This window comes from Thalassospira profundimaris, from assembly GCF_003326755.1.
GTDB classification, from domain to species: Bacteria; Pseudomonadota; Alphaproteobacteria; order Rhodospirillales; family Thalassospiraceae; genus Thalassospira; species Thalassospira profundimaris_B.
This window is the reverse complement of the sequence record NZ_JPWH01000014.1, coordinates 46,292-71,571: the sequence shown is the minus strand read 5'-3', so window position 1 is coordinate 71,571 and position 25,280 is coordinate 46,292. Positions and strand designations below refer to the sequence as shown.

The following is a 25,280-nucleotide window of genomic DNA, read 5'->3' as shown; positions in this document are numbered from 1 at the left end:
ATGGATACCATTATTGATTTCATGCTCGATCCTGCCGGTGCGGCCGTTGTCATGTTTGTGCTGTTTTTTGGCCTGCTGATACTGGGCACACCGATTTCGATTGCCATTGGCGTATCATCCGTTGTCACCGGCTTTGCCTATCTGCCATCCAACGTGATCGGCTTTGTCAGCGCGCAAAAGATGTTTTCGGGCATCGACAGTTTCACCCTGCTTGCCATCCCGTTTTTTGTGCTGGCGGGCAATATCATGAACAAGGGCGGCATCGCCATTCGGCTGGTTAATCTTGCCAAACTGCTGGGCGGGCGGATGCCGGGTGCACTGGCACACACCAACGTTTTGGCAAATATGCTGTTTGGGTCCATTTCCGGATCGTCTATTGCGGCGGCGGCCGGTGTTGGCGGGGTGATTGGCCCCTTGCAGCGCAAGGAAGGCTATGATCCGGCCTTTTGTGCGGCGGTCAATATTGCCTCTGCCCCGACCGGCATCCTTATTCCGCCCAGCGGGCCGCTGATTTTGTTTTCGCTGGTGTCGGGCGGGACCTCCATTTCGGCCCTGTTTTTGGGCGGTTATTTGCCTGGGATTTTAATGGGCCTGTCGGTGATGGCGGTGGTGAGGGTTATCGCCATGCGCAAGGGCTATCGTACCGAAGGTCATGCTAGCTGGTCGGATGTTTTTACCGTCATCTGGCAGGCGCTGCCTGCGCTGTTGATGATCATTCTGGTGATTGGCGGCATCGCCGTTGGTGCATTTACCGCGACCGAGGGCGCGGCGGTTGCCGTGTTTTATTCGTTCATTTTGTCGCTGCTCTATCGGCTGGCAACCTGGCGCGAATATCTTGACGCCCTTAAAACCTCTGCCATTACAAGCTGTTCCATTCTGTTTCTGATCGCGGCGTCGGGCATCATGTCCTATGTCATGACGATTGCCGGTATCCCCGATGTGATTGCCGATACAATCCTGACATTCGACAACCCGATCATGATTTTGCTGGTGATGAATGTCTGTTTGCTGGTGATTGGTTTTTTCATGGATCTGACACCGGCAGTGCTGATTTTCACCCCGATCTTTTTGCCCATCGCCCATGAAATTGGCATGAATCCGGTGCATTTGGGCATTGTCATGATTTTTAATCTTGGTGTGGGTTCAATGACGCCGCCGGTGGGCAGTGTGTTGTTTGTCGGCTGTGCGGTGGCCAACTTGCGCATTGATCAGGTGATCCGTCCGATCCTGCCGTTTTTCTTTGCCACAACTGCTGCCCTGCTTTTGACCACCTATGTGCCGTGGCTGACGCTGGCCCTGCCGCGTTTCCTTGGCCTGATGTGATATACCCCCTTCTTTGGAACGGAGTTACCTTATGAATGCGTTTTCCCTGAATGGTCGTAAAGCCCTGATTACCGGTGCCAATGCCGGTATCGGGCAGGCGATTGCCATTGCAATGGCCCGTGCCGGTGCAGATGTTGTTTGTGCCGGGCGGCGAAGCTGTGCCGAAACGGTTTCGGCCATTACCGATGCCGGGGGAACAGCCAGCGAAATTATCGTTGATTTTTCTGACCCGATGGCCGGTGTTTCTTTGTTTGACGGTGCCGGTATTGACATTCTGGTCAATAATGCCGGGATCATTCGCCGTGCCGACAGTGTTGATTTCACCGAAGAAGACTGGGATGCGGTGATGGACGTCAATGTCAAGGCGGTGTTCTTTACATCCCAGGCCTTTGCCAAGGAACTATTGAAACAGGACCGCAAGGGCAAGATCGTTAATATTGCCTCCCTGCTGTCGTTTCAGGGCGGCATTCGTGTGCCATCCTATACAACATCCAAGCATGGTGTGGCGGGGTTAACCCGTATTCTCGCCAATGAATGGACCGCACGCGGGATTAATGTCAACGCGATTGCACCGGGTTATATTGCCACCAATAACACCCAGGCCCTGCGCGACGACCCGGACCGTTCTGCCGCCATTCTGGACCGTATCCCGGCTGGTCGCTGGGGCCGCCCGGAGGACATTGCCGAAAGTGCGGTTTATCTGGCCGCCCCGGCGTCGGATTATGTGTCCGGCGCGATCCTGAATGTGGATGGCGGCTGGCTGGCCCGCTAGGGCGGGCTGTTTGCCAACCGCGACATTTTCCTATTGGCGCAAACCGGAAGGTTTGCGCTATTTTTTTGCCGGCGGGCACACACTTTCACGATGGATCAGCTCGCAGGCCAGCTCGATCCGGCGGGCGGGCATGTCAATATCTGCATTGACCAGGCGGCACGTTTCGATCAGCAAATCCAGCGACAGGGCCCCCACGGTTTGCATGGGGATTTTAACCGATGTCAGGGCGGGGGACATATATTGTCCCTGCGGCAGCCCATCGATGCCGATCACGGAAACATCCTTTGGCACCACATACCCCTTGGCCTGAAGGGCGGATACGGCCCCCACCGCCAAAATGTCACCCGCGGCGACAATGGCACTAAAGGGTAAATTGCTTTCCAGCACGTCGGCCACACGCGCGCTTGCGGCTTCGGCGGTCCAGTCATCCACATCAATGACGAAATCGGGGTTGTAATGCTCCGCCATTGCGTCCTGCCAGCCTTCGCGACGGCGCTGGATGGTGCGCCGACCGGGGCGATTGAGAAACAGGATGCGCCGGTGCCCCTGCGCCATCAGGTGTTTGGTTGCCAGCGTCGCGGCAGAGCGGTTGCACGGTGTGACGGAACTAAGCGTCATTTCCGGATCATCGCCATTGACCATCACCGCCGGTATGCCGGAACCGCGCACATATTCAAGGGTGGCATCATCGACCGATACCAGTAAAAGACCGATCAGGTCCGGGGCCTGGGCGGCGTCGTACAGGTCCTCAAACCGCTGATTGGGCTGATAGATATAGGATTCGATGCGGATGTCGCGGCTTTCGGCCCGTTCGCGCAGACCTTCCAGCACATACATGGTGAACTGGCTGCGTTTGAAATCGATCATGGCCTCCTGGGAGGACACGATCAGCACCTTCTGGCCCGATGCCGTACTGGGCAGGGCATAATTCATTTCAATGGCGGTCGCCCGGATACGGGACGCAAGTTGTTCGCGGACATAGCCATTTCCGCTTAAGGCGCGCGAGACTGTCGCCGTTGAAACCCCAAGGCGCGATGCAATGTCACTGATTTTCGTTCGACCACTAACTGACATGATTTCCTCTTTTCTGATAATGTCAGTATGTGGAATTTAATTACATGTTGCACGATAAATTTCTTAATGTGATGTTTTTTCTTGTGGTGAGGAAAACAATATCGGTTCGCGCCGGGAGTGACTGGTGCGGATGATGTTTGCCGAACCTTCCGTTTTAAAAAGTTAAGGTGCCGAAAAACGGTGCCTGAAACGTGCAGGAACATCCGAAGGAGATAGTCCCGTGGCAATGGAACAACGCTATGGTGCCGGGCCGGACCAGATTGACGGCATGAACACATCGCAGCTTCGCGAGAATTTTATGGTCGAGAACCTGTTCACGCCGGGCGAGATCCGCTTTGCCTACACCCATTTTGATCGCATGATTGTTGGGGGTGCCGTGCCGCTTGATGGTGCGCTTTCCTTTGGCGGCGGCGAAGATGTAGGGACCGAGCTGTTTTTTGACGCCCGCGAGATGGGAATTGCCAATCTTGGCGGTGCGGGCTGGATCGAGGTGGATGGCACCCGTTACGAGCTCGCCAATCGCGACGTCTTGTATGTGGGCCGTGGGACGAAGGCCGTAAAACTTGGCAGCAATGACGCCGCACAGCCCGCCTGGTTTTACATGAATTCCGTTCCTGCCGGGCAGTCGATTGAAACCCGTTTGATTACGCGTGCGCAATCCAAGATTCTTGAACTCGGTGATGCGGAAAAAAGCAATTGCCGGTCGCTGGCAATGTATATCCACCCCGAAGTGTCGCCTTCCTGCCTGCTGCTGATGGGGATTACCGACCCGGCGAAAGGTTCTGTCTGGAATACGATGCCGCCGCATTTGCATGAACGGCGCATGGAAGCCTATTGCTATTTTGACCTCTCCGATGAAGACCGTGTTATGCACTTTATGGGCCGGCCGGATAATACCCGCCATCTGGTGGTTGCCAATGGTGATATTGTTTTGTCACCGGCATGGTCGATCCATATGGGTGCCGGAACCGGGCCGTATGGCTTTGTCTGGGGCATGACAGGTGAAAACCAGGCATATACCGACGTATCGCCGGTTGCCGTGAAGGAGCTGCGCTAAATCATGGTTCTTTACCCCGGTTCGCCCGTTCCCTATTGGCAGGTAACGTCGCTTGAGGAAAGCCGCTATGACGTTGCCGATATGCCAATGGAAGGAGAGATGGATTCAACGTTTTTCCTGACCAAGGAAAAGAACTTTATCCCGCATACCTATCCTTGCCGGACGGCCTATATCGAGGAACGCCGGGGTAAAGAGCTTCCGGCCCGGTCCTTTCCGGACTGGTCCGGGGCGCGCAATATTTTGCCGGGCGGGTCGCCGTTTCTGGATCTTTCCGGTTTCTGGTTTCGCGCAACGCAGATTCGCGGCTGGGCCCGCACCGCAATTGTCGCGGACGAGGCCGGTTTGGCCCGCTTGCGGGTTGGTATTTGCGGCGCGGCCAAGGTTTATGTCAATGGTGCACCGGTGGCATGGCTGTCACCGGCCACCCGTAATGCCCTGGACGAACTTGAATTTGAAGCAAAGCTGGTGGCGGGGCATAATGAAGTTGCGGTCCAGTTCGAGGATTTATGCGAACGCGATGCGGTGATCCGTATTGCGCTGACCTGGATTGACGGGCCTCGGGCACGGTCGGGCAATTGTTTTCCCGCACCCTCGCAAACCGTTAACGCGGTTGAGGCCGCTGTGGATGCGATGCACCTGGATCGCAAGTTTTATGATGATCGCGATATCTGGCTGGTTTTGCCGGTGGCGTTCCCCGGTGCCGTGACAGGCCGGATCCGCGTTGCCGGTCATTTCATGTCGCATGACCATGATGATGTGCCGTTTGATATTCCTGCCGGGGCGGACCGGGTGCGACTGGCGGTATCAAACGATTTCCCGGCCGATTACCGCTATTTCGAGATGTCTTTTCAGTGCGGCGATTTTGCCACCGAAGCACGATTGGGCGCGGAAGTAAGCTGGCGGTCCTCCACCGCACAGCCATCGCCGGATATGGCGGCCCGCATTGCCGAGACGCTGGAATGGATTGCGCGCCATGCCGAAACCGATACCGAAACGGCACTGGCCTGCGTCGCCCAGGGCGACGATGCCTCGCTTAACCGGGCCTATGACATTATCAATACCGCCTTGCCGGGGATCGAGGATTGTTTCGACTGTGCGGATTTTGCGCTGGTGCCGTTACTTTGGACCCGCATTGTCTATGAGGACCGTTTGCCAGCGGATCTGGTGAAACGGATTGATGCCGCGATCTTTGAATTCCGCTACTGGATGGATGAACCGGGCAATGATGTGCAGTGGTATTTCTCGGAAAATCACGCGCTGCTGTTTCATACCGCGACCTATCTGGCAGGCAACCATTTCCCCGATGCCCATTTCAGGCGCGCGGATCGTTCGGGCACGGCGCATCGCAAGGCGGGTTATGACCGCCTGATGGCGTGGTTTGACCATTTTGAAGCCGCCGAAATGGCGGAATTCAATTCGGGCACCTATTTCCCGATTGATCTTAAGGGCTTAACGGCGCTGTTTGCCCTGGCCCCGGATGACATTATTCGCAATCGCGCATCGCGGGCCATTGTCCGGCTGATCACCATGATCGCCCATTCTGCCCATCACGGGGTGATTACCGGAGCACAGGGGCGCAGTTACGAACATTCCCTGTGTGTTGCCGACACCCTGGAATTGACCGGCCTTGCCCGTTTGCTGTGGGGCAAGGGGCAATTTGGCGCGCATGTCAATTGCTTGGCGCAGGTGGCGCTGGCCTTGCGTGATTATGGTTTAAACCTGCCGGACCTTGCCGATATTGCCTGTTGGGAAAAGCCCGATGCGGCACAGGAATGGACCTTCTGGCAGGGGGAAAATGCCTTTTGCCGGTTGTATCATTATAAAACCAGTGAAACGGCAATGGGCTCTGCCGCGCTTTATCGCTGGCGCGACTGGGGCTATCAGGAAACCCTGATTCAGGCCCGTATTGGTCGCGAACCCGGCGCGCAATTGTTCATCAATCATCCCGGTGAAATTGTGCAATCCGGTTTCGGGCGGCCGTCCTTCTGGGGCGGGTCGGCCAGTGTGCCGCGTGTGCAGCAATATCGCGATCTTGCGATTGTGCGGTTTGAAGGGGTCGCCCCGCAGCCGGATTTCACCCATGCCTGGTTCCCGACCCCCATTTTTGACGAATGGCAGGTTGATGCGAACAGGGCCTTTGCGCGTTCGGGCGCGGGGGCGGTGCTGGTTTCGGCCTCTGGTCCGCTGGAACTGGTGAAAACGGGAAGCTCTGCCGCCCATGAATTGCGCCTTGCCGGGCGGGACAGCATCTGGGTGGTCCGGCTGGGCCATACACAGGATCTGTCAGGGTTTGCAAGCCGCCATGATTTGTCGGTTACGGCCGATGATGATGGAACTTATCGCATTGAGGATGCGGATTACGGCACCGTGCTGTTTTATGCCAACGGTGTTGTGCAGGCAGAAGGCCGAACCCTCGACCCGATGGAATGGACCCTGGAAGGCAGCCGCGTGGAACTGCCGCTGATCAAATAGCCTGCACCTGGCTTTAGCCTCCCGCCGGTGCGGGCCTTATGGAAAACCCCTTGAATGCGACATGGCATCAAGGGGTTTTTCTTTGGCCGCGTTTATATGCGTATTGGGTGTTGGTCGCGGAATTATTCCGCCGCCACTGTCTTGCCATCGCGTTCCAGCATTTCGCCCTGTTTCCGTTTGGCGAGGATGTCACGGGCCTTGGCATATTGCGGGTCGTGCCAGAAGATCAGGCAGCCATTGCAGCCCCGGCCACAACAGCCTTGTGTGCCCACACGCGGGGTGCGGAAGGTGCGGTCTTTCTGGCGTTCATCAAGGGCGGTTTGCAGGGCGTCGCGTTTGGCGTCGTAGCGTTCCGGGTTGCCCTTGCCCATTTCAATTTTATGGCCTTCCTGGTCCAGCTTCATGCGTTCCCATTCATCGGGCGTTAAGGCCTTTTCCTTGCGGATGATGGTTAGCGGCGGGAAGGCGGTGCGCAGATAGTCCGGGTCTTCCTGCTCCAGCAGGGAAAACGGAATACGGACCATCGGTTTGGCCCCGGCATGCACGGCTTCGCCAACTTTGCCTGTATTGGCATCGATAAATTCATACATGCGGAGGAAAATGGTTTTACGGCCCCTGGGCGGGACGATTTCCAGAACGTCGCCAGCCAGCAGGCGGTTTTTGACCGACACGATAAAGGCATCGTCTTCCACCCGTTCGATCAGCCCGGCAAATTCCCAGTCCGAAACGTTGCTGGAGCTGTCATAGCCATGCGCATAATTGGTCAACCGTCCTTCATGGAAGGCCAGGGTATAGCCCCGGTTGGGAATGGTTGCCAGTTCCTTCATATAGGGCTCGGCTGACCAGTTTTCGGGGTCTTCGTACCAGTCGTCAATCGCCATGCGATAGGCGCGTGCGACCAGTCCGGCATAATAGGGGCTTTTGCCGCGGCCTTCAACCTTGAGGCTATCGACACCGATTTTAAGGTAGTCTTCCAGTTTCGGCATGATGCACAGGTCACGCGAATTAAGGATGTATGATCCGCGTTCATCCTCCTGGATTTCCATCAGTTCGCCGGGGCGCATTTCTTCTTCCAGGAAGAAATCAAACAGTTCCATATTTTCTTCGGTCAGGTTCAGTTCCTTGACTGTGCCATCCTTCAGTTTCATATGGACCTTGTATTTCCAGCGGCAACTATTGGCGCACGCCCCCTGGTTGGCGCCGCGTTCGGCCATGAAATTGGAGAGCAGGCAGCGGCCGGAATAGGTCATGCACATGGAACCATGCACGAAGGCTTCGATTTTGATGTCCTGGCATTTTTCGCGAATTTCGGTCAGTTCCTCGTAGGAAACCTCGCGGCCCAGAACCACAAGCTTCGCACCAATGCTCTGCCAGAATTTGACGGACTGCCAGGAACAGACATTGGCCTGGGTGGAGACATGTAACGGTATTTCCGGGGCCTGTTCGCGCACAAACATGAAAACGCCGGGGTCGGCGACAATCAGGCCGTCCGGCTGCACCTTGCGCACGGTTTCAACATATTCCGGCAGTTTGGAAATGTCCTTGTTGTGCGAAAACAGGTTCAGCGTCAGATAAACCCGCACCCCATGCTGGTGGGCAAATTCAATGCCCTCCACCACGTCATCCAGCGACATCTGGCTTTTGACCCGCAGTGATAAATCAGGCGTGCCCATATAAACGGCATCCGCGCCATACAGCACAGCAATTTTAAGCTTTTCCAAAGAGCCAGCAGGCATCAACAATTCGGAACGGCGCGATTGATCACTCATATCGTCGGGTCTTTATTTATGGAATGCGGGAAATGTTCTCTCTCTTGCTGGCGGGTCATATCATATTTACCAGCAATGATGCGCCCAAAATCGCATATTTCAGGCCTTCTGCAAAGACATGGCTTTGCAGGGCGGCAATGCGCGGCGATAAACCTGGGTTTTTATCCTGTTAGTTTCGGGCAGAATTGCGCCAGATTTTGCAAATAGGTCGTCAGCACCTGTGCCGCGATGTTGGCATCTTCGGCGGTGATGGCTTCATCGGGATGGTGGCTTAACCCGTCCTTGCAGCGGACAAATAACATGCCAATGTCGCATAAATCGTGCATGGCAAGGCCATCATGGCCCGCGCCGCTAAACAGGCGCAGGGGGCGAATGTTGTGTTGGGTTATCGCGGCTTCCAGCCCGTTCATCATCCAGTCGGCACAGGGTACCCCCTCTGCCTCGTAGGTGTGATCGGTATTAATCGCAACGCTGCGGTTTTGCGCAATGCCGCCCAGGGCCGATAAAATCGCCCCACGGCCATTCACCCGTACCGCCCGTTCAGGGGCGCGGAGTTCAATCGTCAGGTCAACGCTATCGGGAATCACGTTAACCGCATTGGGCGATACTTCCAGCTTGCCGACCACACCGACCATGCCCTCGGTTTCGCGGCACACTTGATTGACCTTGTGAACAATATCGGCGGCGGCCAGTAAAGCATCCTGGCGGTGATCCATCGGGGTGGTTCCGGCGTGGCTGGCCTTGCCCTTGATCAGTACGCGGTGGCGTTCAATCCCGGTTAAGGCAGTGACAATCCCGACGGGCAGGTCGTGCCCTTCCAGCACCGGGCCCTGTTCGATATGCACTTCCAGAAAGCCCAGCGTATTTTTGCGCGACCGTTTCAGGCCGGGAATATGATCGGGATTGCAGCCAAAATCTTGCAGGGCGGTGCGCACCGTAACACCATTATCATCCGTGGCATCAAGGGCGGCCGGGTCAAATGTCCCCGCAAGGGCGCGGGAGCCGACAAGGGTGGATTGAAAACGCGTTCCTTCCTCGTCCCCAAAGGCGACAATTTCAATGCCAAAGGGCAGGTCGATTTTGCGTTTATAAAGGTCCCCGACCACCGCGATTGGCAGGGCAACACCCAGCATGCCATCATATTTGCCACCTGAAACAACCGTATCCTGATGTGACCCCATGATCAGGGTGGGGGCGCCATTGCGGGCCTTTTCATCGCGGCCAACAATGTTGCCTGCGGCATCCATGTCGGGTTCCAGCCCGGCCTGTTTCATCCACTCGTTAATCAGGGCGGCGACCTGTTTGTGTTCGGCACTTAAAAACAGGCGGGTCACACCGGGGCCGGGTTGGGAAAATTGGGCGGCCTGTTCCAGGCGATCATAAACAAGTTGTCCCAGCATGGGGCCTCCGAATAGCGGGGTGGAAAAATATATTGATCAATATTGATCAATGCTGGTGTGGATGGTCCGGTGTGGGCAAACGGACGAAAAAGGACTGGTAGTCGGATTGACGGGTCATGTCATACAGGCGTTTCAGTTCGGCAATCGGGTTTGGATGGTTATCGACCCGCAGATCAAGCGGGAGCTGCCTGGGGGTAACAACCTGAATGGTGGCCGAACTGGTGCCGCGTTTATCCCCGCCTGCCTCAAAGGCGGCCTCCAGCGCATGTAGCAGTGCCAGGGCAAAAGAACAGCCATTTTCAAGCGCCTGTTCATAGCCGTTTTTCATGGCGGGGATGACGCATTCGTTTGTCAGAATATTGCCGCCGGCAACCAGATTGTGCGTGATGATATGGTCATGATGGGCGCTGTTGGCAGTCCCCGTCCAGGCCGCACCATTGCCATTGGCATCAAGCAACAGCATTTGCCGGTATGCGCGGCCCTCGTCGGCGTCTGTCAGGTTTTTAACCACGGACTCGGCATTTTCACCGGCTTCCAGGCGGGTTAGCCCGTTAACGCCATACCAGTAATTGGTGGAATAGCCCTGTGTGGCAATTGCGCCAACCCCGGCGCGCAAATGGGGCACAAAACCGCCAACGGCTAGGTTGCCGGTGGCCGTTACCAGCCCGAGAGCCTTGGTTTTCGGGTCTTTTGCGATCAGCGAATAGGTCATTTTGCCTGCCAGGTCAGAAGGGCTGTTATGCGGGATGGCTAAATTTATAATGATAAATAATTGCCCGGCGTCAATTTATCATTATAAATAGACATTGCAACCGCAACAACCGGCAGGGCTGGCAACGGCCTTTGACGTGGAAACGTTCAACGCAACAAAAAAGGGTTGTCACCGTAAGGTTCGGATCGTGATCCGGCCCAGATCGAGAGGCTTATAAAAAGGGAGGCTTGAATGAAAAGCCTGTTTAAAGGGGCGCTGGTCGCAGCGGCCCTGACAGTTTCAGCATTTTCAGCCGGCACGGCTGAGGCACAGACACCGCCGGGCGTTCTGCTGGTCGGGCAGATTGCAGAACCCAAATCGCTTGACCCGGCCGCCGATACGGCGGTGAATGACTTCCGCATTCTGGTCAATATGTATGATGGGCTGGTGCGCTATAAGGATGGCACGCTTGAGGTCGAACCCGACCTTGCCAAAAGCTGGACCATTTCGGACGACGGCAAGGTTTATACCTTTAAACTGCGCGAGGGCGTGACCTTCCATGATGGTACGCCGTTTAACGCCGAAGCGGTAAAATACAATTTTGACCGTATGCTGGATGAAAAGCACCCGCAGCATGATACCGGGCCGTTCCCGCTGGCGTTTTTCTTTAGCGCGATTGACCATGTTGACGTGATGGATGACTTGACGGTCAAATTCACGCTCAAGGAACCCTATGCGCCGTTCCTGTCCAATCTGGCTTATCCACCGGGGTTGCAGGTTTCGCCCACGGCGGTCAAGAAATATGGCAAGGATTTTGGCCGTCATCCGGTGGGGACCGGCCCGTTTAAATTCGCGGAATGGGAAAGCAATGCCAAGGTGGTTGTTACCCGTAATGACGATTACTGGGATGGTGCGCCGAAACTTGATGCCGTTGTTTTCCGCCCGATTACCGATGCCAATACCCGCGTTGCCGAATTGATGGCCGGTGGCATTGACCTGATGGTCGAGGTGCCGCCAGATAATTTGGGGCAGTTGGAATCTGATGCCAATTTCGCGGTCTATCAGCAGGCCGGGCCGCATTTGTGGTTCCTGATCCTGAATACCAAGGACGGCCCGTTCAAGGACAAGCGTGTGCGCCAGGCGATCAATTACGCCATTAATAAAAAGGCGCTGGTCGATAACGTTTTGCAGGGCACGGCCGATATTGCCGCCGGGCCGATCCCGCCCGCCTTTGCCTGGGCCTATGACAAAAGCCTTCAGCCTTATCCCTATGACGTTGAGAAGGCCAAAAAGCTGATTGATGAAGCCGGGGCCGCGGGCAAGGAAGTGACCTTTTACGTGACCGAAGGCGGTTCTGGCATGCTGGACCCGATCCCGATGGGGGCCGCGATCCAGGCTGATCTGGCGAAGGTTGGCCTGAAGGTCAAGATCGAGACCTATGAATGGAATACCTTCCTGGGCAAGGTGAACCCAGGGCTTGAGGGCAAGGCGGACATGGCCGAAATGGCCTGGATGACCAACGACCCCGATACATTGCCGTATCTGGCGCTGCGCACTGATGCGTGGCCGGACAAGGGCGGCTTTAATTCCGGTTATTATTCCAACCCCAAAGTGGATGAATTGCTGGAAAAGGCCCGCACATCAACCGATCAGAATGAACGGGCAAAGCTGTATCGTGAAATGCAGCAGATCGTGCATGACGATGCACCCTGGGCCTTTATTGCCAACTGGAAACAGAATGCCGTGGCCAGTGCGGCGGTGAAGGGCTTCAAGCTGCAACCGTCCTTCTTCCTGCTGTTAAAGGATGTCAGCAAGGATTAGGCCTTTGGCTTTTGCTGGCTTGATTGGCCAGTTTGACATTACGCCGGGTGCAAATGGGTTCTTTTGTTTGCACCTGGCATTTTTCCCGCACTCACACTGACGAGCCCTGTCATGCACGTCTATATTTTGCGCCGACTGGTTTTGATGATTCCGGTTTTGCTGGGTCTGACCGTGATTGTCTTTTTGATCATGTCCCTTATTCCGGGCGACCCGGCCCTGGCGATTTTGGGGTCCTATGCGACGCCGGAAAACATCGCCAAGTTACGGGCTGATCTGGGGCTGGATAAATCGCTGTTCAGTCAATACTGGATCTGGCTTTCCAATATGCTGCATGGCGATTTTGGCCGGTCTTACAGCCTGAACCGCCCGGTATTGGACGAGGTTCTGGAACGGTTTGGCGCGACGCTGATTTTGGCGGGGGCGTCGCTGATGTTATGTACCGTATTTGGCCTTCTGACCGGTGTGGTATCGGCGGTGCGGCAATATGGCTGGGCGGATAAAACCCTGACCTTTGTGGTGCTGATTGGCATTTCGATACCGTCATTCTGGCTGGGCCTGATGATGATGTTGCTGTTTGCCGTCAAACTGCGCTGGCTGCCGGTCAGTGGCATGTACGCCATTTATGGCGGTGGCGATTTGCCCGATTTATTGCGCCATCTGATTATGCCTGCCGTCACACTGGCGGTGGTGGCAACCGGGGTGATCGCGCGCTTGACCCGTTCCAACATGCTGGAAGTTTTGCGCCAGGATTATATTCGCACCGCACGCGCCAAGGGCCTGGATGAAAGGCGGGTGATTTACCGCCATGCCTTTAAGGCCGCCCTGGTCAATGTGATCCCGGTGATTGGCGTGCAGGCGGGTTTTGTGCTGGGGGGGGCTGTTTATATTGAAACCGTGTTTCAGTGGCCTGGCATTGGCCGAATGCTGGTTACGGCGATTGCCACCCGCGATATTTTGCTCGTCCAGGGTGGCGTTGTGATTGTGGCGGCAAGTTATGTGCTGTTCAATCTGTTTGCCGATGTGTTGCAACACCTTATCGATCCGAGGGTCAAGGCATGAGTAACCCGGCATCCTCAACCAATATGACGATAAAACCGCGTAAACGGTCAGCACGGCCTTCGGCCCTGAAACTGCTGGCGCGGAACCATTTAGCCCTGATGGGGGCAGTGATTTTCGCCGGGGTGATTATTCTGGCGCTGATTACACCGTGGTTGCCGCTGGTGAACCCCGATGCGACCGACCCGGCCAACCGCCTGTTACCACCGTTAAGCGACGGGCATTTTCTCGGCACCGACCATTTGGGCCGCGATTTGTTATCGCGCCTGTTATGGGGCACGCGGGTCAGCCTGGCGGTGGGGATTTCGGCATCATTGTTTGCCGCGTTTTTCGGCTCTGCCATTGGCATTATTTCGGGCTATTTCGGTGGACGTACCGATAATATCATGATGCGCGGCATCGATATGGTGATGGCGTTTCCCTATATTTTGCTGGCTTTGGCGATTGTTGCCGCCCTGGGGCCGGGGCTGATGAATGCGCTTTATGCCATTGCCGTGGTCAATATTCCGTTTTTTGCCCGCAATATTCGCGGGGTGACGGTGGGGATTGTGCACCGGGAATTTGTCGATTCCGCCCGTTTGTCGGGCAAGGGGCATATCCGCATTTTGCTCAGCGAGATTTTGCCCAATGTGATGCCGGTGATCGTGATTACCATGTCCACCACGGTGGGCTGGATGATTTTGGAAACGGCGGGGCTCAGCTTTTTGGGGCTGGGCGCACAACCCCCGCAGGCGGACCTTGGCTCCATGCTGGGCGAGGGGCGCAAGCTGATTACCACCGCGCTGCATTTATCGGCCATTCCCGGTGGCATGATCTTTGTGCTGGTCATGAGCATCAATTTGCTGGGCGACGGTATTCGCGACATTTTGGACCCGCGGCTGAAATCGGGTGCGCTGGCGCGTCCGGCCCCTGTAACCCGCATTGATCGCAGTACATGGGATGGCCCGGCACATGCGGGTTCCGGGCACGTCAATGGTCAGCCGGGTGCCAAAAGGGATGCCGAAAAGGGCGCCATTTTGTCGGTCGAGGATTTGCGCACCGAATTTGTTTTGGGTGATGACGTTTATAAAGCCGTTGGTGGCGTCTCCTTCCATGTTGGGCGCAATGAATGTGTGGGTCTGGTGGGGGAATCCGGCTCTGGCAAATCTGTTACCGCCTTGTCGCTGTTGGGGCTGGTGGCATCCCCGCCCGGTACCATTGCCGGGGGCCGGGTAATGCTGGACGGGCGCGATGTGTTTGACATGCACGAACAGGAAATTCGCGCCATTCGTGGCGGGCGGGCGGCCTATGTGTTTCAGGACCCGCTTTCAACGCTGCATCCGTTATTTTCGGTGGGTGATCAGTTGGTCGAGGCGATCCGCGCCCATAATCGCGTGAGTTATAAGGAAGCCTGGCAAAAGGCGGTTGAACTTTTGCGCATGGTGCGCATTCCCAACCCGGAAAAACGGGCCGATAGTTACCCGCATCAATTATCGGGCGGGATGCGCCAGCGGGTAGGCATTGCCATGGCGCTGGCCAATGAACCCGAACTGATCATTGCCGATGAACCGACAACGGCGCTGGATGTGACGGTGCAGGCGCAAATTTTGAAACTGATGAACAATTTGCGTGAACAGCATGGTACGTCGGTTTTGTTCATTACCCACGATTTTGGCGTGGTCTCGGAAATTTGCGACCGGGTTGCCGTGATGTATGCCGGGCAGATTGTGGAAATGGGGACAACGCAGCAGGTGTTGGAAAACCCGGCCCATCCTTATACCAAACGCCTGATCGATTGTGTGCCGCGTTTGGGCGAAACCGCGCGCGAAATTGCCGCCATTCCGGGCCTGCCCCCGGCGGTCAATGATTTGCCGGTGGGGTGTGCCTTTGCCGATCGCTGTGACCGTGCGGCGGATGCCTGCCGGGCCGGGGCCATTGACCTTGATCCATTGGGTGACGGCCATGCCGTGCGTTGCATCAAACCGATGGAGGTTCGCCATGCCTGATATTGTTTTGCAAACCCGCGATCTGGTGCGGGTATTTGGGGGCGGGCGCACATTGTTTATGGGCAAAAAGCCGTCTGTTTATGCCGTGCGCGGGGTGGATATTGCCGTGCGCAAGGGCGAAACGCTGGGTATTGTCGGGGAATCCGGCTGTGGCAAATCCACCCTGGCCCGCATGCTTGTGGGGCTGGACCGGCCCAGTGACGGCGATATTCAGCTTTCGGGTGCGCAATTGAATGATTTGCTAAGCCAGGACCGGCATGCCCTGTCACGACGCATTCAATATGTGTTTCAGGACCCGATCAGTTCGCTGAACCCGCGTAAATTGATCCGCGAGACCCTAAGCGCGCCGTTGCGCTATTTGCGCAATCTGTCCGGCAAGGCGCTGGAGGACCGGTTAAAAGAGCTGATGGATTGCGTTAATTTGCGCCCGGAATTTCTGGACCGGTATCCGCATGAATTTTCCGGCGGGCAGGCGCAGCGCATTGGCATTGCACGGGCCCTGGCAGCCGAACCGGAGATTATCGTGCTTGATGAGCCGGTATCGGCCCTGGATGTGTCGGTACAGGCGCAGGTGTTAAACCTGCTCGATGATTTAAAGGCGCGTTTTGGACTGACCTATATTTTCATCAGCCATGATTTATCGGTGGTGGAGGCCGTCAGTGACCGGGTGGCGGTGATGTATTTTGGCCGGGTGGTGGAACAGGCGGCAGGCAAGGCCCTGTTTGTGGAGCCGCGCCATCCCTATACCCGGTTGTTGCTTGACAGTGCGCCGGTGCCGGGCAAGCGCGGCCTGCAGGGCGAGGAAGCAAACGCCGAATTGCCCGACCCGATGGCACCGCCGCCGGGTTGTGCCTTTGCCCCGCGCTGTCCATATGCGCAGGATGATTGTCGAAAAAAGATACCCGATGCCGATTTTGGGCTGGATAATCATGCTGCGGCCTGTTTTCACCCGCTGGGGCGGATGGCATAACATGGCAGCGACAAAACCGGATTTTGTGAGAACAGGGTATAAACGGGTCGCACTGGCGGCTATGGAGCATGGATGACCGACCGACCGATAATTTCCAAACCCCGGCAGGATGCGCTGGACAAGTTGGACAAAACCCGCAAACGCGACCGTAAACGCCCCGAAGCGATTAGCGAGGCGATCAAGGATTATATTGCCCAGAAACGTTTGCGCCCCGGATCGCGCCTGCCGCAGGAGGCAGAGCTGATTTCGCTGTTGGGGGCCTCGAAGGGGACGGTGCGTGAAGCCCTTAAATCGCTGGAAACCCAGGGTTTGATTGCCACCCGCACCGGGCCGGGCGGCGGGGCATTTATTGACCGCGTTCCCGAACAGCGGGCGGTGGAATTGCTGGGGAATTATTTCTTTTTCAAGGATTTGTCGATCCGCGATATTTACGAATTGCGCATCCTGCTGGAACCCGAAATGGCGGCCGCCTGCATTGGTCATATGACCGAGGATGACTTTGCCCGGCTGGAAGAAAAAATGACCTGGTATGCCCGCCAGCCCGCCAGTATCGAGGAAGCGCATCGCCAGCGGATCAAGGAACTGGAATTTCATCTGGTTCTGGTGGATATCTGCCCCAATCCGCTTTTGGCCTTTGTGTGCCGGTTCATGATTGACCTGTTGATGAATTTGACGGTGTGCAAAAAGATTTACGATGAACCCAACACCGAACTGCGCGAGGTTGGCCGCAATTATCAATTGCGCCTGATTACCGCCCTGCAAAATAATGACGGCGAAACGGCACGGGCGATGATTTACCAGCATATGTGTGCCGCCCAGCGTTTGATGGAAGAACAGGAAGCGGTGGTGGAACGCCGGTTTTTGCGGGTGGGCAGCAATGATGTGCCGCCCGACCAGCCCTTAAGCCCGGAATTGCAGGCGCTATCCGCGATTATCACCAAACATTGACCGGACCGGGATTTGTCCCGGTTTCTGACTGACAGGAGTATCCATGTTTGCCCCGCACATTGATCGCGATTATCTGGCCGATATTTTGGCGCGGATGTTGGCAATTCACAGCCCAACCGGAATGACCGACGAGATTGTCGCCTTTGTTTGCGATGAACTGGAAAAACTGGGTGTTGAATTTGAGCTTACCCGGCGCGGGGCCATTCGTGCCCTGCTGCCCGGTGAACGTAAATCGCCGGACCGGGCGGTTGCCGTGCATCTGGATACGCTGGGCGCGATGGTAAAGGAAATCAAGGATAATGGCCGCCTGGCGATTATGTCGGTCGGGCATTGGTCGTCGCGCTTTGCCGAAGGGGCGCGGGTGACGGTTTATGGCGATGATGGCAAAAAATGGCGCGGCACGATTGTGCCCAACAAGGCATCGGGCCATACCTATAATACTGAAATTGACAGCCAGCCGGTGGCCTGGAGCCAGGTGGAGGTCCGCCTGGATGAACGGGTTGCCAATGGTACCGATGTGATGGCGATCGGGGTTAATATTGGCGATTTGATTGCCATTGATACCAATACCGAATTTACCGATAGCGGCTTTGTCGTGTCCCGCCATCTCGATGACAAGGCGGGGGTGGCATCGGTTTTGGCGATGATCAGGGCGGTGAAGGAAAACCGCATTGCCCTGCCGGTTAATTGCCGGGTGATTTTCACCATTGCCGAAGAAGTTGGCCTGGGTGGGGCGCATGTGCTTGATGGTGATGTGGGCGAGTTGGTGGCGGTGGATAATGGCACCCATGCGCCGGGACAAAATACCTGTGAATATGGTGTCACCATCGCCATGATGGATATGTCCGGCCCGTTTGACCGGAAGCTGAACCATCATTTGATTGATTTATGCAAGAGCAGCGATATTGAACATTCGCGCGATGTGTTCAAATTTTACCGCAGCGATGTGGCCTCCGCCCTGGAAGCCGGATACGACACCCGCGCTGCGCTGATCTGTTTTGGTCTTGATGCCTCGCACGGGCATGAACGGGCGCATATGGACAGTTTTGTGGCCGTTGCCCGGCTGTTGCTGGCCTATGTGCAAAGCCCGCCGGTGGTCTCCTAAGGCGTTTGGAACGACAGAACCGGCACCTTTATCAAGGTGCCGGTTCTGATTTGGCGGTGCTGTTAAAACAGGATCATTTGACCCTTTTGATCTCGCCCCGTTCGATTTTTTGCCAGTATTGGGCGGCTTCGCGTTTGACAACCGGCATCAGGAAATACAGGCCAACCACATTGGGCAGGGCCATTGCAAAGATCATGGCATCGGAAAAGTCGATGACCGGGCCAAGATTCATGCTGGCCCCGATAATGACACACAGGCAGAAAAAGGCCTTGAAAACCGTTTCCTTGCCTTTGCCCTCGCCAAACAGATAGGTCCATGCCTTAAGCCCGTAATAGGACCAGGACAGCATGGTGGAAAAGGCAAACAGCACAACCGCCAGTGCCAGAACGATGGGAAACCAGCTAAAGGCGGTGGCATAGGCCGCCGATGTCAGGGCGACACCGGTCAGGTCGGTTTGCAGCTCGCCGGAAATGGTGATGACAATGGCGGTCATGGTGCAAATGACGACGGTATCAATAAAGGGTTCCAGCAGGGCAACATAGCCCTCGGTAATCGGTTCCTTGGTGCGCACGGCGGAATGCGCAATGGCGGCAGAGCCAATACCCGCCTCGTTCGAGAACGCGGCGCGCTTGAAACCCTGAATCAGCGCACCAACCATACCACCGGCAACCCCGGCCCCGGTAAAGGCCCCGTTGAAAATGCGATAGATGGCATCCCCGGCATGGTCCAGATTCATGCCAATAATGACAAGGCCGGAAATAACGTAAATAACCGCCATGAAGGGCACGATTTTTTCCGTGACTTTGGCAATCGATTTGATGCCGCCAATAATGACCATCCCGACAATGGCGGCCATGACCAGGCCGAACAACCAGCCATTTCCGGCAAAAAAGCTTTGCTCGCCGCCGGTGACATTGACAATTTGCTGAAAGGCCTGGTTGGCCTGAAACATGTTGCCGCCCCCCACGGCACCCCCAATACAGCAAACGGAAAACACAACGGCCAATACGCGGCCAAGCCCCGGTTTTCCCTGTTCTTTCAGGCCCTTGGACAAATAATACATCGGCCCGCCGGAAATGCGGCCATCGGCATATTCATTGCGAAATTTAACGCCCAGCGTACATTCGGTAAATTTTGACGCCATGCCCAAAAGCCCGGCCAAAATCATCCAGAAAGTGGCACCGGGGCCACCAATGGAAATGGCAACGGCCACCCCGGCAATGTTGCCCAGCCCGACCGTGCCTGAAAGCGCGGTTGCGAGTGCCTGAAAATGCGAGACTTCGCCGGCGTCATTGGGGTCGGAATAGTCCCCCTTGACCAGCGAGATTGCATGGCCGAATTTGCGAAACTGAACAAATCCGAAATAAAGGGTGAAAATGCTTGCGGCGAGAACCAGCCAGCCGACGATCAATGGAAATTCTACATCTCCGAAAGATACGCTGTAAAAAATCGCCCCGGCAATCACATTGGAAACCGGGGCGACCGTTTCGTTAATTACCTGATCCATACCGCCCTGTTGGGCCTGTGCGACAGGCGCAAAGGATAAAATGGCCGCACCCGCCACCGAGGCGGGAATCCATTTTGTTGAAAACATGAGATGCTCCTGATCTTGTCTTTTTTATTTCCCGTATTTGCGGCTTTGCGCCGTTTAAGGTTGTGATTTCGGTATGGGCAGGGTTTAGGGGACAACGGTAACAGGCAGGGGGGCCGCCTGAACAAGGGTCAGGGCCAGGCTGCCCAGCAGACGGGCACCAAGACCCGATCCTCCCTTGCGGCCGATGACAATTTGGCTGGCCTGTTTTTCCTGGGCGATTTGGCACATCAGTTCGCCCGAATGTCCGTAGCGAACTTCGTATGTGACCGGGATGTCGCGTTTGCGCAGAATGTCGAGCGCCGGGCTAAGGGTGGCTTCCGCCCGGCTGAGTTCTTCGGTGCGACGCTGGTGGCGTTCTTCAAGTTCCTGGGCGGAGAGAAAACTATAGGGGGACCATTCAAGGATATAGGCGATATGGACAGGGCATCCTATGGCTTCGGCGCGGGATCCGGCAAATTCAACGGCACGATGTGCCGCATCGGTGCCATCAAACCCGACAAGAATGGGATGGTCGGACATGGCTTTGGCTCCATTGATCATGGGTTTTAAAGCGGCCCGCAGAGTGTTGGAAAAGCCCGATGTCCACTTTGTGTGCAGATGGAACCGCCAGAGGAAAGACAGTCATGGCCTTGCGTCCTGCAAGGTCGCAGGTGTGCTGTGAATTTTCTGGCGGATTATGCTTCGTGATCATCTTTGCCTCCCTGACAAGCGGGGTGTGCCTGGCGCGATAATCATGCCGAATACACGCCGGGTCGCTCTTGGCGGGTTTTGCCAGGGGCTTTGGCATCGGCAGATTAGGCCCTCAACGCGCCGGTTGAGGGATTGTTCCGGTGAAAGTTTCATTAATTTTTAGTCTGGTTATTTCGGCGGCAGGGATGCTGGCGAAACATTCCTGCAAGTTTTTGTTTTTTCGCGCAAATTTCAGCGGGTTTTTTCCATGTAAAATTAATCTTGACCAAATGATCAGGATTGATCATGCTATCAAGGTCAGAGAGAGGCTCCTGACCGTGTCAGCAATGTTAAAAGACAAAAACACGGCGGGATAAAAATAAGGGATCGACGGCCCTGATCGCAAAAAATGCGGCGGGTTTGTTGGAAAACGCCAGGAATACAAAATGCCGGATATGTCAGGGGTGGCAGCGTTGCGCATGTCATCAACGCCCGTGATGTATCTGTATGCTGTATTTCTGTCGCATGTCTCTCGCTGGCGCAGGAGAGGACGCCTTTAGCGCAGGGAGACATGAAATGACGACCCAGCAGGCAAAGCCCGCTTTGCAAACCGGCCAGATGTCGGCTGTTGCCATTGCCGACAATTTTTCCGATCTGCACCCGCCTTTTTCCACCTTGCAGGCCATGGCCGAAAGCAACCGGTGCCTGTATTGTTATGATGCGCCCTGTGTCACGGCGTGCCCGACATCGATTGATATTCCAAGTTTTATTCGCAAAATCAGCACCGGCAACCCGGACGGGGCGGCAAAAACCATTTTGTCGGCCAATATCATGGGCGGCACCTGTGCCCGGGCCTGCCCGACCGAGGTTCTTTGCGAACAGGCCTGTGTCCGCAATGTTGCCGAAGATGAAGCCGTCGAAATTGGCAGTTTGCAACGCTACGCCGTTGACCATTTGATGGCGCGCAACCTGCCGCATCCGTTTAAACGGGCAGAGGCCACCGGCAAAAAAATTGCCGTGATTGGTGCCGGTCCCGCCGGGTTAAGCTGCGCACACCGTGCCGCCATGCTGGGCCATGACGTGACGGTGTTTGAAGCCAAGCCAAAGCCGGGTGGCCTGAATGAATATGGCCTTGCCGCCTACAAAATGACCAACGATTTCGCCCAGCGTGAGGTTGAATTCCTGCTCGGTATCGGCGGGATCACCATTGAATATGGCAAGGCACTGGGGCGTGATATGACGCTTGCGGATGTCAAATCATCCTTTGATGCCGTTTTTGTTGGCGTGGGCCTTGGTGCCACCAATAATCTGGGCCTGGCTGGCGAGGCTGCCAGCGGCGTTGATGATGCGATTGATTTTATTGAAAAACTCCGTCAGGCCAGTGACAAATCCACCATGCCGGTTGGCAATTCCGTTGTGGTGATTGGCGGGGGCAATACCGCGATTGATGCCGCCGTGCAGGCCAAGCGCCTGGGGGCGGAGGAAGTAACTCTGGTTTACCGTCGGGGTCCCGAACATATGTCCGCCACCGAATTTGAACAGGAACTGGCGAAAATCAATGGTGTCATCGTGCGTTATTGGGCCAAGCCGGTTGAAATCAAGGCCAATGGCCGCCTGATGGGCATGGTGTTTGAAAAAACCACCCTGGATGCCAGTGGCAAGCTGGCGGGCACCGGCGAGACATTCGAGGTCAAGACTGATCAGGTTCTTAAGGCGATTGGTCAGAAGATCAAAACCGATGATCTGGCCGGGATGGAAATTGCCGGGGGCAAGATTGTGGTGGATGAAAATTACCAGACGACGGCGGCAGGCATTTTTGCCGGTGGGGACTGCATCAAAAGCGGCGAGGATTTGACCGTGCAATCGGTCGAGGACGGCAAATGTGCCGCCATCGCCATTGATGCCTTTTTGAAAAACGCCTGAGCCCGCGCCCGCCAAGGAGAGAGAACATGGCTGATTTAAGCTGCAAAATTGCCGGTATTGATAGCCTTAACCCGTTCTGGCTGGCATCCGCACCGCCAACGGACAAAAAATACAATGTCGTGCGCGCCTTTCAGGCCGGTTGGGGCGGGGTTGTTTGGAAAACGCTGGGTATTGACCCGCCCGTGGTCAATGTCTCGTCCCGCTATGGCGCGCATCATGATCAGAACCGTCGTCTTTTGGGTATTAACAATATCGAACTGATTTCCGACCGCCCGCTGGCGCTCAACCTTCAGGAAATTCGCGAATGCCGCCAGGAATGGCCCGATCACGTGATTATCGGCTCCATGATGGCGCCGATTGAAGAACGCGCCTGGAAGGATTTGGCCCAGCAGATTGCCGAAAGTGGTGTACACGGCATTGAGCTGAATTTGGGCTGCCCGCATGGCATGTGCGAACGCGGCATGGGTTCCGCCATTGGTCAGGTGCCGGAAATGGTGGAGCAGGTGACACGCTGGGTCAAGGAAGCGGTCGATATTCCCGTTTTCACCAAGCTGACGCCCAATATCACCAATATCCTGTGGTCGGCCGAGGCCGCGCTTAAGGGCGGGGCGGATGCGGTTTCGCTGATTAACACGGTAAATTCCATCATTTCGGTCGATCTTGATAAGATGGTGCCTGAGCCGATGGTCGATGGCAAAGGAACCCACGGGGGCTATTGCGGGTCGGCGGTCAAGCCGATTGCACTGAATATGGTGGCCGAAATTGCCCGCACCCCGGAAACCCGGGCGCTGGAAATTTCCGGCATTGGCGGCATTACCACCTGGAAAGACGCTGCCGAGTTCATGGCGCTCGGCGCCAATGCGGTGCAGGTCTGTACGGCGGCAATGATTTATGGTTTCCGCGTTGTCGATGATTTGATCGACGGCATGTCGCAATGGATGGATGACCAGGGTTATAGCAGTGTCGAGCAGTTCACCCGCAAGGCGGTGCCGCAGGTGGCGAACTGGAACGAACTCAATATGAATTTCGATACCAAGGCCGTAATCGACCCGGATAAATGTATCGAATGCGGACGCTGCCATATTGCCTGTGAAGATACATCCCACCAGGCGATTGCCATGAATGCCAAGCCCGAAGGCGGCAAGGAATTTGTCGTGATTGACGAGGAATGTGTGGGTTGTAACCTGTGTTACCACATTTGCCCGGTGCCTGACTGCATCACGATGGAGCCTGTCAGAACCGACAAGCCCTATATGACCTGGCCGCAACATCCGCTCAACCCGATGCGTGACGCCGCCGAATAGGCGCAGCAGCCCCGCAAATTGTGCATTTATGTGCATTTATATGCCCCACATATGAAAGGACTTTGATTAATGACTGCTGCGTCAACCGCCCGGAACCTGAACATCAATGGCGACCGCCTTTGGGACAGCCTGATGGAAATGGCGAAAATCGGCAAAACCGCCAAGGATGGGGTCTGCCGCCTGGCCCTGACCGATCTGGACCGGGAAAGCCGTGATTTGTTCATCAAATGGTGCAAGGACGAAGGCTGTTCGATCCGGATTGACAAGATGGGCAATATCTTTGCCCGTCGCGAAGGCAAAAACCCCGACCTGCCACCAATTGTTGCCGGAAGCCACCTCGATAGCCAGCCGACCGGCGGCAAATATGATGGTGTTTATGGGGTGTTAAGCGGGTTGGAAGTGATCCGCACCCTGAATGATGCCAAATATGAAACCGAAGCCCCGGTGGAGGTTGTGTGCTGGACCAACGAGGAAGGATCGCGCTTTGCCCCGGCAATGGTGGCATCGGGCGTGTTTGCCAAGGTGTTTGACCTGGAATACGGCCATTCCCGCGCCGATGTTGATGGCAAAACAATGGGCGAGGAACTTCAGCGCATCGGCTATATGGGCGATGACGAGGCCACGATTGATGCCCATCCGATGGGGGCCTATTTTGAAGCCCATATCGAACAGGGGCCGATCCTGGAAGATGAAGGCATGGATATTGGCATTGTCACCGATGCGCAAGGTCAACGCTGGTATGAAATCACCCTGACCGGGGTGGAGGCCCATGCCGGACCGACCCCGATGACCTCGCGCAAGGATGCGCTGTTGGGGGCTGCACGCATTATTGAACTGGTCAATAAAATTGGCCTTGATCGCGGGCCGCTGGCCTGTGCCACGGTGGGCATGATGCAGATCCACCCCAATTCGCGCAATGTGATCCCCGGTCGTGTGTTCCTGACGGTCGATTTCCGTCACCCCGATGATGCCGTTCTGGCCGATATGGATGCCGCCCTTCGCAAAGGGGTGGAGGAGATTAAATCCGGCATCGGCCTTGAATGCGAATTTGAGCAGATTTTCTATTACGCGCCGGTGCCGTTTGACCCGGCCTGTGTGGATGCCGTGCGCAAGGGGGCGGAACGCGGTGGGTATAAGGCCCGTGAAATCGTTTCCGGTGCCGGGCATGATGCCTGCTATCTTGCCAAGGTCACACCTACCGCGATGATCTTCATTCCCTGTGTGGATGGCATTTCCCATAACGAGATCGAGGAAGTCCATAAACACTGGTCAGATGCGGGCGGGCAGGTGCTGCTGGATGCCGTGCTGGCGAAGGCGGATGAAAAACCGGCGGAAACCGTCGCCTGA

At 56.0% G+C, this 25,280-nt stretch carries 19 protein-coding genes; 13 read left to right on the top strand and 6 right to left on the bottom strand.

Features of this window, described 5'->3' with window-relative positions; translation table 11 throughout:
- Both TH25_RS16190 and kduD read left to right on the top strand, forming a co-directional pair.
- Positions 1–1,323 carry a TRAP transporter large permease gene (locus TH25_RS16190; RefSeq protein ID WP_258549189.1) on the top strand — a complete coding sequence of 441 codons (1,323 nt, stop codon included), beginning with the start codon at positions 1–3 and terminating at the stop codon, positions 1,321–1,323.
- A 31-nt stretch (positions 1,324–1,354) separates the two neighbouring features.
- Positions 1,355–2,095: a 2-dehydro-3-deoxy-D-gluconate 5-dehydrogenase KduD gene (kduD, locus tag TH25_RS16185; RefSeq protein ID WP_114089398.1), complete on the top strand. Its 741-nt coding sequence runs from the start codon at positions 1,355–1,357 to the stop codon at positions 2,093–2,095.
- A gap of 57 nt (positions 2,096–2,152) precedes the next feature.
- Here kduD and TH25_RS16180 read toward each other — a convergent pair whose 3' ends face one another.
- A complete protein-coding gene (locus TH25_RS16180) occupies positions 2,153–3,169 on the bottom strand; it encodes a LacI family DNA-binding transcriptional regulator (RefSeq protein ID WP_114089397.1) in 1,017 nt (338 codons plus the stop codon).
- Positions 3,170–3,395: 226 nt separating this feature from the next.
- Here TH25_RS16180 and kduI point away from each other — a divergent pair, with 226 nt between their 5' ends.
- Together kduI and TH25_RS16170 are read left to right on the top strand one after the other, a co-directional pair.
- Positions 3,396–4,226, top strand: a complete 831-nt coding sequence (gene kduI, locus TH25_RS16175; RefSeq protein WP_114089396.1) for a 5-dehydro-4-deoxy-D-glucuronate isomerase — start codon at positions 3,396–3,398, stop codon at positions 4,224–4,226.
- A gap of 3 nt (positions 4,227–4,229) precedes the next feature.
- The gene (locus TH25_RS16170; RefSeq protein ID WP_114089395.1) at positions 4,230–6,698 is read left to right on the top strand and encodes a hypothetical protein; all 2,469 of its coding nucleotides are present in this window, start codon (positions 4,230–4,232) and stop codon (positions 6,696–6,698) included.
- A gap of 122 nt (positions 6,699–6,820) precedes the next feature.
- On the opposite strand, the gene TH25_RS16165 is transcribed toward TH25_RS16170, so the two are convergent.
- From TH25_RS16165 to TH25_RS16155, 3 genes are all read right to left on the bottom strand, one after another.
- Positions 6,821–8,467, bottom strand: coding sequence for a U32 family peptidase C-terminal domain-containing protein (locus TH25_RS16165; protein ID WP_114089394.1), 1,647 nt, complete (start codon positions 8,465–8,467; stop codon positions 6,821–6,823).
- A 161-nt stretch (positions 8,468–8,628) separates the two neighbouring features.
- Positions 8,629–9,867, bottom strand: coding sequence for an allantoate amidohydrolase (locus TH25_RS16160; RefSeq protein ID WP_114089393.1), 1,239 nt, complete (start codon positions 9,865–9,867; stop codon positions 8,629–8,631).
- 46 nt (positions 9,868–9,913) lie between these two features.
- Complete coding sequence (locus tag TH25_RS16155; protein ID WP_114089392.1) at positions 9,914–10,579, bottom strand: DUF1028 domain-containing protein; 666 nt, start codon at positions 10,577–10,579, stop codon at positions 9,914–9,916.
- Positions 10,580–10,810: 231 nt separating this feature from the next.
- Here TH25_RS16155 and TH25_RS16150 point away from each other — a divergent pair, with 231 nt between their 5' ends.
- The 6 genes from TH25_RS16150 to TH25_RS16125 all read left to right on the top strand — a co-directional run bounded on the left by TH25_RS16150 (position 10,811) and on the right by TH25_RS16125 (position 18,443).
- Entirely contained in the window at positions 10,811–12,379 is a 1,569-nt protein-coding gene (locus TH25_RS16150; RefSeq protein ID WP_114089391.1) for an ABC transporter substrate-binding protein, read from the top strand.
- A 111-nt stretch (positions 12,380–12,490) separates the two neighbouring features.
- Entirely contained in the window at positions 12,491–13,438 is a 948-nt protein-coding gene (locus tag TH25_RS16145) for an ABC transporter permease (RefSeq protein WP_073957339.1), read from the top strand.
- Positions 13,435–15,420 (top strand): dipeptide/oligopeptide/nickel ABC transporter permease/ATP-binding protein, encoded by a 1,986-nt coding sequence (locus TH25_RS25480; RefSeq protein WP_114089390.1) that lies wholly within the window; start codon positions 13,435–13,437, stop codon positions 15,418–15,420. The genes TH25_RS16145 and TH25_RS25480 overlap by 4 nt, the downstream gene beginning before the upstream one ends.
- Complete coding sequence (locus TH25_RS16135; protein WP_114089389.1) at positions 15,413–16,390, top strand: ABC transporter ATP-binding protein; 978 nt, start codon at positions 15,413–15,415, stop codon at positions 16,388–16,390. Before TH25_RS25480 ends, TH25_RS16135 begins: the two co-directional genes overlap by 8 nt.
- Before the next feature lie 72 nt (positions 16,391–16,462).
- Positions 16,463–17,338: a FadR/GntR family transcriptional regulator gene (locus TH25_RS16130; protein ID WP_114089388.1), complete on the top strand. Its 876-nt coding sequence runs from the start codon at positions 16,463–16,465 to the stop codon at positions 17,336–17,338.
- Positions 17,339–17,381: 43 nt separating this feature from the next.
- The gene (locus TH25_RS16125) at positions 17,382–18,443 is read left to right on the top strand and encodes an osmoprotectant NAGGN system M42 family peptidase (protein WP_114089387.1); all 1,062 of its coding nucleotides are present in this window, start codon (positions 17,382–17,384) and stop codon (positions 18,441–18,443) included.
- Positions 18,444–18,516: 73 nt separating this feature from the next.
- Here the strand turns inward: TH25_RS16125 and TH25_RS16120 are convergent, their stop codons facing one another.
- Entirely contained in the window at positions 18,517–20,037 is a 1,521-nt protein-coding gene (locus tag TH25_RS16120) for an alanine/glycine:cation symporter family protein (protein ID WP_114089386.1), read from the bottom strand.
- Positions 20,038–20,121: 84 nt separating this feature from the next.
- Positions 20,122–20,556, bottom strand: a complete 435-nt coding sequence (locus TH25_RS16115) for a universal stress protein (RefSeq protein ID WP_114089441.1) — start codon at positions 20,554–20,556, stop codon at positions 20,122–20,124.
- Positions 20,557–21,282: 726 nt separating this feature from the next.
- Here TH25_RS16115 and TH25_RS16105 point away from each other — a divergent pair.
- The 3 genes from TH25_RS16105 (at position 21,283) to TH25_RS16095 (ending at position 25,280) form a co-directional block, all read left to right on the top strand.
- Positions 21,283–22,629: an NAD(P)-dependent oxidoreductase gene (locus TH25_RS16105; RefSeq protein WP_114089384.1), complete on the top strand. Its 1,347-nt coding sequence runs from the start codon at positions 21,283–21,285 to the stop codon at positions 22,627–22,629.
- Between the two features lie 26 nt (positions 22,630–22,655).
- Positions 22,656–23,933, top strand: a complete 1,278-nt coding sequence (preA, locus tag TH25_RS16100) for an NAD-dependent dihydropyrimidine dehydrogenase subunit PreA (protein WP_114089383.1) — start codon at positions 22,656–22,658, stop codon at positions 23,931–23,933.
- A gap of 69 nt (positions 23,934–24,002) precedes the next feature.
- Entirely contained in the window at positions 24,003–25,280 is a 1,278-nt protein-coding gene (locus TH25_RS16095) for a Zn-dependent hydrolase (RefSeq protein WP_114089382.1), read from the top strand.